The 13,919-nt window shown below is 61.9% G+C and carries 13 protein-coding genes; 2 read left to right on the top strand and 11 right to left on the bottom strand.

What is annotated here, in order from left to right; genetic code table 11:
• Positions 1 to 195 precede the first annotated feature (195 nt).
• Positions 196 to 1,263: an SDR family oxidoreductase gene (locus WDN46_03015; protein MEJ0092422.1), complete on the top strand. Its 1,068-nt coding sequence runs from the start codon at positions 196 to 198 to the stop codon at positions 1,261 to 1,263.
• A 66-nt stretch (positions 1,264 to 1,329) separates the two neighbouring features.
• Here the strand turns inward: WDN46_03015 and WDN46_03010 are convergent, their stop codons facing one another.
• Genes WDN46_03010 through WDN46_02970 form a run of 9 tightly spaced genes read right to left on the bottom strand, consistent with a single transcriptional unit; the run spans position 1,330 to position 9,129 of the window.
• Positions 1,330 to 2,253 (bottom strand): Pnap_2097 family protein, encoded by a 924-nt coding sequence (locus WDN46_03010; GenBank protein ID MEJ0092421.1) that lies wholly within the window; start codon positions 2,251 to 2,253, stop codon positions 1,330 to 1,332.
• A 13-nt stretch (positions 2,254 to 2,266) separates the two neighbouring features.
• Positions 2,267 to 3,547: an MSMEG_0569 family flavin-dependent oxidoreductase gene (locus tag WDN46_03005; GenBank protein MEJ0092420.1), complete on the bottom strand. Its 1,281-nt coding sequence runs from the start codon at positions 3,545 to 3,547 to the stop codon at positions 2,267 to 2,269.
• 23 nt (positions 3,548 to 3,570) lie between these two features.
• The gene (locus WDN46_03000) at positions 3,571 to 3,858 is read right to left on the bottom strand and encodes an MSMEG_0570 family nitrogen starvation response protein (protein MEJ0092419.1); all 288 of its coding nucleotides are present in this window, start codon (positions 3,856 to 3,858) and stop codon (positions 3,571 to 3,573) included.
• Complete coding sequence (locus WDN46_02995; protein MEJ0092418.1) at positions 3,851 to 5,002, bottom strand: MSMEG_0565 family glycosyltransferase; 1,152 nt, start codon at positions 5,000 to 5,002, stop codon at positions 3,851 to 3,853. The genes WDN46_03000 and WDN46_02995 overlap by 8 nt, the downstream gene beginning before the upstream one ends.
• Positions 4,999 to 5,982: a sll0787 family AIR synthase-like protein gene (locus WDN46_02990; protein ID MEJ0092417.1), complete on the bottom strand. Its 984-nt coding sequence runs from the start codon at positions 5,980 to 5,982 to the stop codon at positions 4,999 to 5,001. Before WDN46_02990 ends, WDN46_02995 begins: the two co-directional genes overlap by 4 nt.
• On the bottom strand, positions 5,979 to 6,521 hold the full coding sequence (locus tag WDN46_02985; protein MEJ0092416.1) for an MSMEG_0567/Sll0786 family nitrogen starvation N-acetyltransferase: 543 nt from the start codon (positions 6,519 to 6,521) through the stop codon (positions 5,979 to 5,981). Before WDN46_02985 ends, WDN46_02990 begins: the two co-directional genes overlap by 4 nt.
• Positions 6,518 to 7,642 (bottom strand): MSMEG_0568 family radical SAM protein, encoded by a 1,125-nt coding sequence (locus WDN46_02980; GenBank protein ID MEJ0092415.1) that lies wholly within the window; start codon positions 7,640 to 7,642, stop codon positions 6,518 to 6,520. Before WDN46_02980 ends, WDN46_02985 begins: the two co-directional genes overlap by 4 nt.
• Complete coding sequence (locus WDN46_02975; protein ID MEJ0092414.1) at positions 7,563 to 8,612, bottom strand: Nit6803 family nitrilase; 1,050 nt, start codon at positions 8,610 to 8,612, stop codon at positions 7,563 to 7,565. Before WDN46_02975 ends, WDN46_02980 begins: the two co-directional genes overlap by 80 nt.
• A 34-nt stretch (positions 8,613 to 8,646) precedes the next feature.
• The gene (locus WDN46_02970; GenBank protein ID MEJ0092413.1) at positions 8,647 to 9,129 is read right to left on the bottom strand and encodes an MSMEG_0572/Sll0783 family nitrogen starvation response protein; all 483 of its coding nucleotides are present in this window, start codon (positions 9,127 to 9,129) and stop codon (positions 8,647 to 8,649) included.
• Between the two features lie 352 nt (positions 9,130 to 9,481).
• Here WDN46_02970 and WDN46_02965 point away from each other — a divergent pair, with 352 nt between their 5' ends.
• On the top strand, positions 9,482 to 10,864 hold the full coding sequence (locus WDN46_02965) for a PLP-dependent aminotransferase family protein (GenBank protein MEJ0092412.1): 1,383 nt from the start codon (positions 9,482 to 9,484) through the stop codon (positions 10,862 to 10,864).
• A gap of 32 nt (positions 10,865 to 10,896) precedes the next feature.
• Here the strand turns inward: WDN46_02965 and WDN46_02960 are convergent, their stop codons facing one another.
• Complete coding sequence (locus tag WDN46_02960) at positions 10,897 to 12,522, bottom strand: FAD-dependent monooxygenase (protein MEJ0092411.1); 1,626 nt, start codon at positions 12,520 to 12,522, stop codon at positions 10,897 to 10,899.
• 100 nt (positions 12,523 to 12,622) lie between these two features.
• Positions 12,623 to 13,729, bottom strand: coding sequence for a DNA polymerase IV (gene dinB, locus WDN46_02955; GenBank protein ID MEJ0092410.1), 1,107 nt, complete (start codon positions 13,727 to 13,729; stop codon positions 12,623 to 12,625).
• Positions 13,730 to 13,919: the final 190 nt, after the last annotated feature.

The following is a 13,919-nucleotide window of genomic DNA, read 5'->3' as shown; positions in this document are numbered from 1 at the left end:
CTTTGAAATAAAAAGTTTCGATCATAATTTGGCCGCCGCGCGAATTTCTGTTGCCCACGCAGCCGTGGGCAGGAGGCTTTAGCTGCTCCGCCCGAGAACTCAGGCAGCGGGCGGCTTCACGCGATTGCGAGTTGCGCGGCGACTCGAATTCATGCGGATGCTGCGCGATATCCAATACCGAACAAGGAGCCAGTTTTGACACGCACCAACGCCCTCGTGGTGGGATCCACCGGGATTTCCGGCAGCAATCTAGCCGATCTGCTCCTCGAAAAGGGCTGGACTGTTCACGGTCTCGCCCGCACTCCGTCCTCGAGCGGCGGCGTCAAGCCAGTGGCGGCGGATCTGCTCGACATTGCATCCGTTCGCCGCGGCGTCGCCGGGCTCGACATCTCTCACGTTTTTTTCTGCACATGGTCCCGCCAGGCTAATGAAGTCGAAAACTGCCGCGTGAACGGGCTGATGCTGCGCAACTTGCTCGACGGCGTCGGAGCATCGTCCAAGCCCGACCACGTCGCTCTGGTGACCGGGCTGAAGCACTACCTCGGGCCGTTTGAATCCTATGGTCAGGTCAAACCCGACACACCGTTCAGCGAGGATCAGGCGCGGCTGCCGTTCCAGAATTTCTACTATGAGCAAGAAGACATTTTGTTCGAAACAGCGGCTCGGGACGGCTTCAAATGGTCAGTGCACCGACCTCATACGCTGATCGGCTGGGCGCTCGGCAACGCCATGAATATGGGCGTCACCCTGGCGGTCTACGCCGCCATCTGCAAGGAAACCGGACGTCCCTTCGTTTTCCCCGGCTCGCCCGAGCAATATGAGGCCGTGACCGACGTGACCGACGCCCGCATTCTGGCGCGGCAGGTCCTTTGGGCTTCGACGACGCCGGCGGCGTTCAATCAGGCGCTGAACATCGTCAACGGCGACGTTTTTCGCTGGCGGCGGCTATGGGGCAAGATCGCCGAAAACCTCGGCGTCGAGGCGGCTCCCTATCCAGGACGCCCAACCCCGTTGGCCGATCAGATGGCTGGCGCCGCCGACGTGTGGGCGAAGATCGTCGCCAAACATGGGCTGAAGCCTTATGCGCTGGAGACGCTGGCGTCCTGGTGGCACACCGACGCCGACCTCGGCCGCGCTCTCGAGACTTTTACGGACATGACCAAGAGCCGCCGCCTCGGCTTCATGGACCTTCAGGTCACCGAGGCTTCGTTCACGGACCTGTTCGACAGATTGCGCCGCGAAAAAATCATTCCAGCGGCTTGAGCGTTCGCGCATCGCGGCGCGGCTCGTCCTACACCGAGTCGCGCCGCGCGCACGCGTAACGCTTAATCAGGGCTGCCTCTGGCGAAGCGTGAAAACATCCGCCAGTTTGGCGGCGCCGTCCTCCCTCGCGATCTGGAACCAATGTGAAAGCAAATCCTCGTCGCATCGCTGCCCGAGGAGCTTTACAACGACGCGATCGCCCGGTTCGATATTGCCGTGATAGATGACATGCCGCGCGGCTGTCGTGAGGTGGGCGAGCGCCGGCATCGCTAGCAACTCCCATTCGGCGCGATCGACAAAGCTCTGGAAGGCCGCAAAATAGAGAAATCCGGCCCCGTTGAAGTCCTGCGACGGGCACGGTCTTATCGTCAGTTGCGCATCTTCGCGGGCTCCGGCTCTCAAAAATCCGAAATGCTCGGTCCAGCGATCAGCTCTGATCATCGCAGCGATCCCCGCCGCATGGCCGAACTCCAAGCGCCTCTCAACGGCCGGAAACCCGGTGAGCGCGATGCGCGTAATAGAGCGGTTTTTGCCCTTCTCCCGCCGCTTCACGAAGACGGAAACGAGTTCGACTTCGCCAACCTCGCGACCAAAGCATGTCAGCTTATGAATGCTGACGAACTGAGTGCGCGAGATGCGCGCAAGGCTTGAGGAGAAAGAAAGTTCATCATGCTCGGAGAGCGCGCCGAACTTGGCGTTGCGGATCGTCGCCGCGCAAAAAGCGGCGTAGACAGGCTCGCCATCGGCGTCCCGGAAATCCGGCGCCGGCAGACCGGCAGCCGCCGCGATCATAAACCAGTGGCGATGGCCGCATTCCTTGAGAAGCCAGTTTTCCGACACTCCCCTTAGGCTGAGATGGGGCATCCCAAGCAGCACCGTCGGCCCGAGAGCGGCGGCCGACGGCGTTTCGATCAGGGACTCGCGTTGAGGGATCGCGCTCAGTCTGACAGACTGCTGTTGCGCTCGCGAGGCGGGAGGGGCGAAATTCACGCGGATTCTCTCGTTAAACCGCCGCCGCTTGGAGCTGCATTGGTTGGTTCACCTTGCCAAGACGCGTCTTGATCTCGTTCACCAAAAATTCGGCGTCGCGACCAATGCCGACAAAGCGGCCCGACCCCCAAGTGTACTGCCACGGCAAGCCGAGAACGTAAACGCCATCGACCGTTGTGACGCCGCGCCGATGCGCCGGATATCCCGACGCGTCGAGGATCGGCAAATCGATCCACGACCAGTCGGAGCGGAACCCTGTCGCCCAAACGATGCTGGCGACGCCGGCAGATGCTGCGTCAAGTTCGCGGGCGACATCGGATGGCCGCCAGACCGGCTTGTAATGAACGCCCGCCTCCGCGACGATGCCGCTTTCGGCTATGTGCTTGTCGATAAGACCGCAAATGCCATTGTAGACCGCATCGGCGCCATCAAGATTTTTGGCGAGGTCATCCTCAAATTGCAGCCGGCCGCCCTCGATGTTTTTCAATCGCCCGTAGAGCGCCATGCCTTCCGTCGCAAAACGCCGGAGGTCGATATCGCGCCCGCCATCGCGGCCGGTGAGATAGTGGTTCGCCTTTTTGCGCACGCCTTCCTTGAGCGGATGATCGTCGACGGGGAGGTCATATTGACCGAGATCCGCCAGCCAGTCGACGGCGTCGCGGCCGCGATAGACGCGCGGGCAGCGCGGCGCGCTCCCGACCACGAGATGAACTTTCCGCCCGGCAAGATGAAGGTCTTCGGCAATCTGGCAACCGGACTGCCCGGAACCCACGACGAGAACCTCGCCTTCCGGCAATTGGCCAGGGTTTTTATAGGCCGAGGAATGGATCTGAACGAGGCTCCCCGGCAAACTTTCGGAGATGCGCGGAATGTTCGGGGTGTGGTAGCCGCTGACCGCGAGGACGATTGAATCGGCGGAGATGACTCTTTCGCTGGTCTCAACGATAAATCCGTCCGCTCCATCGCTGGCGACGCAAGTAACGGCGACGCCTTCACGAATTGGAGCCTCGATCTTTTTCGCATAGGCCTCGATATAGGAGACGATTTCATCGCGCGGCATGAATCCGTTGGGATCATTGCCGGGATAAGAGAAGCCGGGGAGCTGACACTGCCAGTTCGGCGTCACCAGGCAAAACGCGTCCCAGCGTTGAGTGCGCCAGGAGTGCGCAATGCGGTTTTTCTCAAGAATGATATGATCGACGCCATGCTGTTTCAAAAAATAACTGGCTGAAAGACCGGCTTGGCCGCCGCCAATGACGACGACGGAGCGATGGGAAGGTAGGCGTGAGCTCATCGGAACAACTCCTCCTGTAAGCGTTAATTCTCGAAGACTTCGACGCTGACGCGAGCGTTTGGCGTCGTGGCGAACCTTGCTCCGGCCGCTTCAATGCGAGCGAGTTGACCGAGGGCAAGCGAACATGGGGCGCCGTATTTCGCCTTCACGCGATCGCTGGCGATGTTGAGGGCGGCGCGGCTTTTCTCAATGAAATCAGCAAGCGGATAGCTCGCTCCGGCTTCGAAAAAATCCTTGATTACGAGCGAGGGCGAATAGCAGCGTTCCGCTGTGCCGTCGGGCCACCGGATTTTGAAATGCATCTCAGGCATGACGAAGCTCCTTCAGATTTTCATAAGCGGCGAGATGCGCCTTGGCCGTCTTCCGCCAATCATGTTTGCGAGCGACCGCGCCGCCTGCGGCGATCAATCGACTGCGCAATGGTTCAGCAAGCGCGGCGATCATGGCGTTGGCGATCGAGGCCGTACTGAACGGGTCGCACCAGGCAACATCATTGTCGCCGAGATATTCCGTAAAAGGCGCAATTTTGGAGGTCGCTACCGGCGTCCCGCTCGCCATCGCCTCGATCACGACGAGGCCAAAACCCTCTTTCAGCGACGGGAAGGCGAGGACGTCGGCGATGCGGTACAGAGACGGCATATCCGCCTGCGCCAGCGGACCTGTGCGAATGACGGCGCCCGCCGGCAATCCGCTGGCCTCCAGCGCCTCTGAGAACATCTGCTGATAGGCTTCATGATCCAGCAAAGATGCGCCGCCGGCGATGACAAGCTGCGCCAATGGATAGAGGCTATGGACCTGCTGGAAGGCTTCGAGGATGCGGATCGTATTCTTGCGCTCTTCGACGCCGCCGACGGAAAGAAACACGGGGCCGGACGCAAGGCCAAGGCGCTGGCGCAATTCAGCGTCGCGATCGCCGGCCGCGTTGGTGAAACGGCGGGAGTCGACCCCGTTGCCGATGACTGTCGCAGAAACGTCGAAGCGTTCAGCCAACCAATCCCGCCATGTCCGGCTAACGACAAAATGCGCGTCGGCGGCGCCTATCGCGCGCGTCTGCAAAGCCGCTAAATCCGCCGACTTGAAGTTGTCGACATGATGGACGGTGCGAGCCGCGGCGCCAACCAAGCCGCGAGCCTTCAAGGTTGCGAGCGCATTGCCCGATATGCCGTCCTGTGCGTGATAAACGTCGAACCCGCGATTTGCCGGATCTTCGAAATGGCGCACGTATTCGGCGATGCGAATCTTGACCATCTCAGTCACGTCGACGGGCGCCGCCGACGCAGGAACCGACACCGTTCGGCAATTCGTCTGGCGGAAAAAGCCGCTGCCTTTGGGATCTGGCGCGTGCACCGTCGCCTCGTGCCCAAGTCCGACAAGCGCGTCGGCGAGCTCGAGCGCGTGGATGACGCCACCGCGCGGATTGGTCGAATGCGCGAGGATGGCGACGCGCAGGCTCATGCGCACGCCTCATGCCGGGCGCAGCCGATCAAAGGCCGTTCGGAAAAATCCCAAATCACTTGCTTTGAGGCGCCGTCGACAATGGCCAGTTGCTCGCCCATCGTGACGGCTCCAATGTCGGCGGCGGCGATGCCGCGTCGCGTGAAAGCCTCAAGCACCTCAGCGACATCGCGCGGCGCTACCGACAGGAGATAACCAAAGCTCGGGAATGTAGCGAGCCAGCGCGCGAGCGGGACGCCGTCAGGGCGAGGAACCGCCGCGACATTGATCTCGGCGCCGACCCCCGAGCATTCAACGAGCATGGCGGCTGTCCCGATCAAGCCGCCCTGGCTGATATCCTTGGCGGCTTTGGCGAGGCCCGCTTCGGCGATTACCGGAAGGATTTCGAGATCCGCACGAAGCCGAGCAGGCGGCGCGTTCGTCGCTGCTTCCCAATTGGAGAAGCGCTCGCGATAGCGACCGCGCAGATCTATCGCGGCGATAAGGCGATCGCCAGGCAGAGCGTCAAAGCTGGTCAGAAGGCGTTTGGCGCGTCCAAGGATAGCGACCGAGAGCTGCCCGCGATCGGTCCGGATATTGGTGTGGCCGCCGACAATCGGCACGCCGAAAGCATCGGCCGCCGCTCGCAGGCCAGCGAGCACCGAATCAGCCTTGTCCTCGCCATCCGCCCACAGCGCGTCGACGACAGCGATGGGGCGCCCGCCCATGGCGACAACGTCCGAGACATTGACCATGACGCCGCACCATCCGGCGAACCAGGGGTCGCCAGCAACAAATTCATTCATGAAGCCTTCGATCGCCAACAGCAAAAAGCCGTCGCCATCGGGAATCGCGGCACAGTCATCTCCGACAGCGACTGTGGACGCGCCATTGAGGCCGAGCCTTGCCGCAACCGCGCCAATGTCCCGCTTCGCCGCGAGCCCGCTGCTGGCGCGCAACGCATCGGCGAGAGCTGCGAGGTCGAGCGATCTGGCCATCATGCAGCCTTTCGCGACAATGAATGAAAGCCGACTTCGGAATTGACGAAAGGCGGATAGAAGGCGAGATCAGCCTCCATCCTATGATGCGGCTTTCCGTGCAAAACGACTTCTTCGATGGTGCGCCATTGCATGCGCCGGAACAAAAGGACGTTTTGGCTCTGGACGTCGGCGAAGAAACGCTTGCATCCCCGCGCATGCGCCGAAGACACCGCCAGTCTGATCAGCGAGCTGCCGAGCATTCCGACGCGGCGATAATCGGCGGCGACGGCAAGACGCGAGCCAAGCCAGACGCCTCGCTCCCGCTCGTGAATTCGCACGGTTCCAACTACCGCGTCGGCCGCCACCCCAAGCAGCGAGACCGCGACGATCGGAATCGCGCAATCATCGATCGCATCTCGGTCATTTCCTCCGAAGAGACCCTGTTCCTGGCAGAAGACAGCGCGGCGAAGCGCATAAGCGCCATTGCGCTCCCAGGGCTGCGTTGCGAACTTCACCTGAAACTCGCTGGCGAGAAAAGGCGCGAAGGGCTCGAAGATCATGCCGAGATCCTCCGCTCATAGGCGGAGAGAGCGGAACAGGCGCCGCATTTTGAGCAGCCCGCCTTGACGTCTTCCGATTTCATGCCGGCCGCGACCAGCATCGCGGCGAGCGGGCGCAGGATCTCATGCATGAAGTCGGGCGAGGGAGCCGGATGGCTTTCGAGCGGAGTTCCGGAGATCGGCGTGAAAGGCGCAACGAATGGATAGACGCCAATGGCGACAAGCTTTTCGCAGATATCAAGGATCGCTTCCTTGCTGTCCCCGAGCCCAGCCAGAATATAGGTCGAAACCTGACCGCGGCCGAACACCGGAACGGCCGCCTCATAAGCCGAAAAATAGCGGCTGAGAGGAACTTGCGCCTTCCCCGGCATGATGCGAGCGCGCACCTCCGGCGTTACGGCCTCAAGATGCATGCCGAGAGCGTCGACGCCCGCCTCCTTCATGCGGCCGAACCACGCATCGTCATCCGGCGGCTCGCACTGCGCCTGAATCGGCAAAGCGACGGCGGCTTTCACGGCGGCGGCGCTTTCCGTCAGGATCGATGCGCCGCGATCGGCGCCGGGCGGCGTGCCAGTCGTCATCACCATATGTTTGACGCCGTCAAGCTCGACGGCCGCCTTGGCGACCTCGGCGAGTTGCGCCGGCGTCTTGCGCTCGATGGTGCGCCCGGCCGCGAGCGATTGGCCGATGGCGCAGAACTGACAGGTTTTCGTCCGGCTCTGATAGCGGATGCAGGTTTGAAGAATGGTCGTCGCCAGCACGTCGCGGCCATGCAGCGCGGCGATTTTGGAGTAAGGAACGCCATCAGCCGTGCGCAGAGCATAAAAGCGCGGCTGCAGCGGGAATGAGGCTTCCGTGATCGGCAGCCCATCGCGGGTGATGCGGCTGTTGCCGAACGCATCCGGCTTCTCGACGAGATAGGGGCTCTCAAACGCCGGCGCGGTATGCACCGGGGCCATCAACGTCATGCCGCCGATCGTCAGAGCCTTGTGGTCCGACGGACCGGCGCCGCCGCGCCGGCTGTCTGCGCCGGACTTCGGATCAACGAGACGCACTCCGTAAGACTGCAGCTCGCTGATCAACTGCGCCGTCGAGATTGCGGCTGGAATCGTCTGTTTCATCGAATTGGCTCCCGGAGACGAAAGACTGTTCAAATGACGTCGCGGTCTGCATCGGCGCCGTCTGACGATTGTCGAGATTGAGACTGAGCAATTCCGGCCGCGCATAATGGCCAACGCTGTCCACCATGCGTTTGCGCTTGACGATCAGGCCCATGTCGAGATCGGCGATGAGAATGCCTTCGCCGCTTGTTATCGGCGGGACGATATGAACGCCTTCCGGCGAGATGATCGCCGTCATGCAACCGCCGCGCAGACCCCGTTGCATCTTTTCGTCGGGGCAGATTTTCGCAATCTGCTCTTCCGTTAGCCAGCCCGTCGCATTGACGACGAAGCATCCAGATTCCAGCGCGTGGTGGCGGATAGTGACCTCGATCTGATCGGCAAAAATCTGCCCGACCATCGAGCCGGGAAATTGCGCAACATGAATCTCCTCATGCTGCGCCATGAGCGCGTAGCGGGCGAGGGGGTTGTAATGCTCCCAGCAGGCGAGGGCGCCAACCTTGCCGACGGCGGTGTCGACGACCTTGAGGCCAGAGCCGTCTCCCTGCCCCCAGATCATCCGCTCGTGGAAGGTCGGGGTGATCTTACGGCGCCGCAGCAGCAAACTTCCATCGGCGTCGAAGACCAACTGCGCATTGTAGAGCGAGCCATGATCGCGCTCGTTGATTCCGAGCGCGATGACGACGCCATGTCGCCGCGCGGCGGAGGCGAGAGCCTCCGTCACGGGTCCTGGTACGGTAACGGCGTTCTCATAGAGCCGGACATGCTCAGAGCCGGTGAGCATCGGCGGATAGACAAAGGAAAAATAGGGATACCAAGGCACGAAGGTTTCGGGAAAGACCACGAGCTTGGCGCCTTTTTCCGCCGCCTCGGCGGTCGCCGCCAGGACGCGATCCAGCGTTCCTGTCGGCGTCTCGAGGTCCGGCGCGATCTGAACGGCCGCTACGCGGACCAGTTTCTTTTCAGCCATTGCCATCTCCTATGAAGGATGCCGCCGGTTGGCCTCAGAGCGTCCAGGTGTCGAGGACGAAGGCGTTGTCTCTGCGGTGGAGCAGGATGAGATCCAGCACGTCGAGCGGGCTGATCGGCGTAATGCCGGGGATCAGCGAGGGTTCGCCATGGCCGTACAACGCCTGCAAGGCGAAGCGGCAGGCATAGACCTTGCCGCCTTCAGCCATGAACTTGGTAATCTGGTTATTGAAATTCTGATGCCCCGGAAACGCTTCATCGCCGATTTTGGGGAAGCCGCGCTGGACGCCGAGGGTGACGCCCGGCCCGTAGAGAAGGATCGAGGTATCGAAGCCTTTGCGCTTGAGGCGGGTCGCCTGCAGCAGGTTGACGAAGCCGATGGAGCCCTCAAAAGCGACGGTATGAAACGTGACCAGAGCCTTTTCGCCGGGCCGCGCCTGAACGTCCTCGAAGACTTTCTCTTCGTAATCGACGAAAAAATCGCCTTTCTGGTGGGCGGGCTTGGTAACTGCTGGCATAGTGAACTCCTCATAGGACATTAGGGTCATGGGCTATCGGCCTCGGACGAGCAATTGATAGCAATCGGCGTGCCAATTGTATGTTTCCGCTGAAACGCGCGAAACCGGTCATTTTGCATACAATTATGCAGTCAATCCGTTCCTTTTGGCCGTATCGCCGCGGTCAAAATTAAGGCGCCCCGCCTTCAATTTAGCTAGCGACTGCCTAAGTTTTCTCCAGTTGCTGGGGCCAACGGACGCATTCCAGTCGATCTTGTCTTTCGTCAAGAATGATGCCAAGACATTGCAACACGATGCAGTCAATCTCTGGGGAGAGCGGTCACCTCCCGCCGAGATCGCGAGGGGCATAACCATGCGTGACTGGACGCCTGATCTGAGTCGCAGCGGCAAACCGCGCTATCTCGCCATCGCCGACGTGATCGCCGACGACATCCAGAGCGGGCGTCTCATGAGTGGAGACCGCCTGCCGCCGCAACGCAAACTGGCCGAGCGGCTCGCCGTCGATTTCACGACGGTGGCGCGAGGCTACGTCGAGGCTCAAAAGCGCGGACTGATCGAATCCAAGGTTGGCCAAGGCACCTTCGTGCTCGCCAAAGCCAAGCCCGCGAAGGCGGCGGGAACGGCGCGGCCTGTGCTCGTCGATTTTTCGATGAACCTTCCGCCCGAGCCGGACGATCCTGTCCTCATCGCACGCATGCAAGCGGGGCTCGAAGCCGTGTCGCGCAATCTTATCCCTCTGTTGCGCTATCAGGACTTTGGCGGTTCGCAGGCGGACAAAGACGCAGCGTCGAGCTGGCTCGGCCGGCGCGCGCTAGTGCCCGCGCAGGGACGTTTGTTCGTCACGCCCGGCGCTCATCCGGCCTTGCTGGCCATTTTCGGAATCCTTGCAAAACCCGGAGAGGCCATCCTCGCGGAGACGCTGACCTACCCCGGCGCTCGTTCGATCGCGGCGCAATTGGGGCTGAAGCTGCATGGGTTGCCAATGGATGAGGAAGGCATCGATCCGGACGCTTTCGCGGAGGCTTGCAAGCGGCTGCAGCCAAAGGCGCTCTATTTGAATCCGACGCTGCAAAATCCGACGACGCTGACTATTTCAGAGCCGCGCCGCACCGCGATCGCCGCCGTCGCGCGGCGGTTCCGCGTGCCTATCGTCGAGGACGACGCCTATGGATTCATTCCGTTACGCGGCCCTGCGCCTTTCGCGGCGATCGCGCCGGATCTCACCTGGCATGTAGCCGGATTATCGAAATGCATCGGCGCGGGATTGCGCGCAGCTTACGTCCTTGCGCCCGACGTGCGCTCCGGCTGGCCCTTCGCCGCCGCCGCGCGAGCCGCTAATGTGATGGCGTCTCCCCTCACCGTCGCGCTCGCGACCCGCTGGATCGAGGATGGCGCCGCCGACGCCATCTTGCGCTTCATCCGGACGGAGACGGCCGCGCGTCAGGCGCTTGCGACGGAGATTTTGCCGACGGGCAGTTTTCGCGCCGACCCGATCAGCTTCAATCTATGGGTCGCGCTACCCCCGCCTTGGACCCGATCCGCCTTCGCCGCGCATATGCGCTCGACGGGCATCGGGGTCGTGCCGAGCGATGCCTTCGCCGTCGACGGCAATGCCCCGGAGGCGGTGCGCGTTTGCTTAGGGGGTCCGACGAACCGGTCGGCTATCCGCACCGCCCTCGAATATATGGCGCACGCCCTGACGGAAACGCCGGCCCTCGCCTCAACGTTTCTATGATCGCCGCGCCGTTTGCAGCTCAACAGGCGAGGTCATCCACCGGAGCTCGGCGGCGGCGTCCGAACCACCAGGTTCAGGAAGGATCGCAGGCCATCTGTCGATGGGGTCTCGCTGCACCAGCCGATATATCCATCCGGCCGGACCAACCAAACGCTTCCTGGTTTGGCGGAAACCGCTGCGGCAAACTCTCCCCCCGCATCAGTCAGGAGCGGAAGTTCCTCCGGCGCCGCCAGCGGACTTCCGCCTCGGGGTGCGATGGCGCATCCGTCCGCGCTTTCGCCGAGCGTAGCGCGAAGTAGATTCAGCATTTGCGCAAGCAAGGCCGCCGCCGGGTCATCGTCGATAAAGCCAAGCAAGACGTGCCGACCACGCCCAAGGCGCTCGTGCAGCCTCAATGCATGACCGACGAAGGGGCGGCGCAGTTGTCCCGCGTTTGGGAGGCGATCTCCGGCGGCGAGCAGTGCGGCGGCGGCGCCAGCGCGCTCATCCTCGACGATCGGACTGCCGCGATAGCTGACGAGAAGTTGAGTCTCCCGCATGCCAGGCAGTTGCGCGCGCTGCGCCAGCACGTCATTTAGCGCACGGTTGGTGTTCTCGACGACATCGAGACCCACCGCATGGCGTTCGGTAGAGTAGCTGTCCAGCAATGCCTCACTGGCAAGCCCGCGACAGGCCAAGGTCAGCTTCCACGCCAGATTATGCGCGTCTTGAAGACCGGTGTTCATGCCTTGCCCGCCAACCGGCGGGTGCAGATGCGCAGCATCGCCGGCCAGGAATACGCGTCCTTTCGCATAGGTCGGCACGATCCGGTGGCTGACCCGATAGACCGACGACCAATGCAACGATGAAAGGATCGTCCCCTTCGGCAGGATAGGGGACATTAGAGCGGTGATCTGATCGAGCGTCGCTGGAAAGATTTCTCCCGTGGCGTCCCCCGACGTGTTCAGAGTGGCGTCCGGCACTACGGTGGACAACCTATAACGACGAGAGGAGCCATGCACCGGAACAGCCGCCAGCGCAGCGCTGCCGGATGGGCCGGCTTCCGCTCCAGTGTTAAACCGGTACATCCAGCCGCGCGGCAGATCCCAGTCCACCTCCAGATCCGCGAGAACAAAAGTTTGCGGATATTGGCCGCCCGCAAAATCCACGCCGAGGGTGGTGCGGACCTTGCTATGAGCGCCATCGCAACCTACCAGCCAGCGGCAATCGACCGTCTGCGTCTCGCCGTCTGGTCCCTGGACTTGGGCGCGGGCGCCATCAGCCCTCGCCTCGAAGCCGGTGAGCGTGCGGCCATACAACACCCTTCCGCCGCAACGGTGCAGACAAGCTTCCAAAAGCCGTTCGGTGTCGAACTGCGCCAGCGACAGACTGCCAAATGGAAGGTCGGTCGGGACGTCCATCGACGGCCCGGCTACGCCGTCGTTGAACGCCGAAACGCCATGCAGCCAGACCCCGCTATCGACGGCGTCCTGAGCGATGCAGAGATCATCAAAGATCTCCAATGTGCGCGGGGTGACGCCAAGCGCCTTACAAAAGAACGAACGCGTTTTATGGTGGTCAATCAGCAGAACGTCGACTCCGTCGCGCGACAATTCTGTCGCCAGCAGCAGGCCAACCGGTCCGGCGCCAACGATTAATACATCTGTAGAGGTCTTCATTGGCGCTTACTTTCTCTCCCGACAAACTCAGTATTGTTATTTTCGTCACAGGCGATTTCCCAGCTCGGCGCACCCGCCCGGCTTGGGGCCGTGCCGATTCTCAAAACCCCAGCCGCAACTGCCGGCTTTCCGCCGCCGCTTCGGCATCGAGCGATGAAAGCGAAACGCCGAGCAGCCGAACGCCCTTTTTCACCGGAAACAGCGGCGTCAGCAGATCAAGGCTGAGGCGCTCCAGCTCTTCCCTTCCGGTAACGCCTGCGGCTATCGATCGGCTGCGCGTGATTTGCTCGAAATCGGCGTATTTCACCTTCAGCGTCACCGTTCTGCCGCTGAGCCCTGCACCCGCGCAATAACTCCAGACCCTGTCGAGGATCGGTTGTAAGCATTCGCGCATCTCTTCGAATCCGCTGAGATCCTGCGCAAATGTGTTTTCCGCGCCGACCGATTTGCGAATGCGATCGGCGCGGACCGGCCGATGATCGACGCCCCGCGCGATGGCATGGAAAAAAGCGCCTGATTTTCCGAAATGCGCCTGCAAATCGGGAAGCGTCCATGCCCGCAGATCAAGACCTGTGTAGATCCCGACCCGGTTCATCTTGGCGGCGGTCGCCGGCCCGACGCCATGAAATTTCGCGATTTCGAGGCCCTCGACAAAGGCTCCGCCCATCTTCGGCGTGATGACGAAGATCCCGTCTGGCTTGCGTTGATCCGACGCGAGTTTGGCGAGGAATTTATTGTAGCTCACCCCGGCCGAGGCGGTGAGACCGGTTGCAGCGCGGATTTTCGCCCGGATCTCTTCGGCGATCCCCGTCGCCGATAAGCCATTCAGCGTTTCGGTCACATCGAGATAGGCCTCATCCAGCGATAGCGGCTCGATGACGGCGGTATGCTCAGCGAAAATCGCCCGGATCTGGAGCGAGATTTCCTTATAAACGTCGAAGCGGGGCTTTACGAAAACAAGGTCCGGACATTTTCGCAGCGCCGTCACGGAGGCCATAGCCGAACGCACCCCAAACTTTCGCGCCTCATAGCTCGCGGCGGCGACGACCCCGCGTTGCCGCGCGCCGCCCACGGCGACCGGCCGGCCGCGCAGCTCCGGATTGTCGCGCTGCTCCACCGAGGCGAAAAAGGCGTCCATATCGACGTGGATGATCTTGCGCTGAGGCGTCGCTTCTTTGAGGCGCCCGGCCGGCGAGGTCTCGCTCATCCCTTCCATGTCCTCGTCGAAGACTGAGTCGGGAGCCAGAATACAGCGCGCCATCTGTTTCAGCCAAGCTCGGCAGCCGATCTCGGAGCTAACGAATTTGCATCTCGCCGTTTGCGCCGTGAGCGTCCGGCGCGCTAGAACCTTGCAACGCGACAACGACGTCTGGATTGCCGCTTTCTGCAAAGCTCCC

It is taken from the genome of Methylocella sp. (genome assembly GCA_037200525.1).
In the GTDB taxonomy this organism is placed as follows: domain Bacteria; phylum Pseudomonadota; class Alphaproteobacteria; order Rhizobiales; family Beijerinckiaceae; genus Methylocapsa.
Note: the sequence above shows the minus strand (reverse complement) of the source record. Positions and strands in the feature narration are given on the sequence as shown.

Coding starts and splice junctions, on each gene's coding strand:
- WDN46_02980 (MEJ0092415.1), bottom strand. CDS start 7,642: ATGAAACAGACGATTCCAGCCGCAATCTCGACGGCGCAGTTGATCAGC.
- WDN46_02970 (MEJ0092413.1), bottom strand. CDS start 9,129: ATGCCAGCAGTTACCAAGCCCGCCCACCAGAAAGGCGATTTTTTCGTC.
- WDN46_03000 (MEJ0092419.1), bottom strand. CDS start 3,858: ATGCCTGAGATGCATTTCAAAATCCGGTGGCCCGACGGCACAGCGGAA.
- dinB (MEJ0092410.1), bottom strand. CDS start 13,729: ATGAGCGAGACCTCGCCGGCCGGGCGCCTCAAAGAAGCGACGCCTCAG.
- WDN46_02995 (MEJ0092418.1), bottom strand. CDS start 5,002: ATGAGCCTGCGCGTCGCCATCCTCGCGCATTCGACCAATCCGCGCGGT.
- WDN46_02990 (MEJ0092417.1), bottom strand. CDS start 5,982: ATGATGGCCAGATCGCTCGACCTCGCAGCTCTCGCCGATGCGTTGCGC.
- WDN46_03005 (MEJ0092420.1), bottom strand. CDS start 3,547: ATGAGCTCACGCCTACCTTCCCATCGCTCCGTCGTCGTCATTGGCGGC.
- WDN46_02985 (MEJ0092416.1), bottom strand. CDS start 6,521: ATGATCTTCGAGCCCTTCGCGCCTTTTCTCGCCAGCGAGTTTCAGGTG.
- WDN46_02960 (MEJ0092411.1), bottom strand. CDS start 12,522: ATGAAGACCTCTACAGATGTATTAATCGTTGGCGCCGGACCGGTTGGC.
- WDN46_02965 (MEJ0092412.1), top strand. CDS start 9,482: ATGCGTGACTGGACGCCTGATCTGAGTCGCAGCGGCAAACCGCGCTAT.
- WDN46_02975 (MEJ0092414.1), bottom strand. CDS start 8,612: ATGGCTGAAAAGAAACTGGTCCGCGTAGCGGCCGTTCAGATCGCGCCG.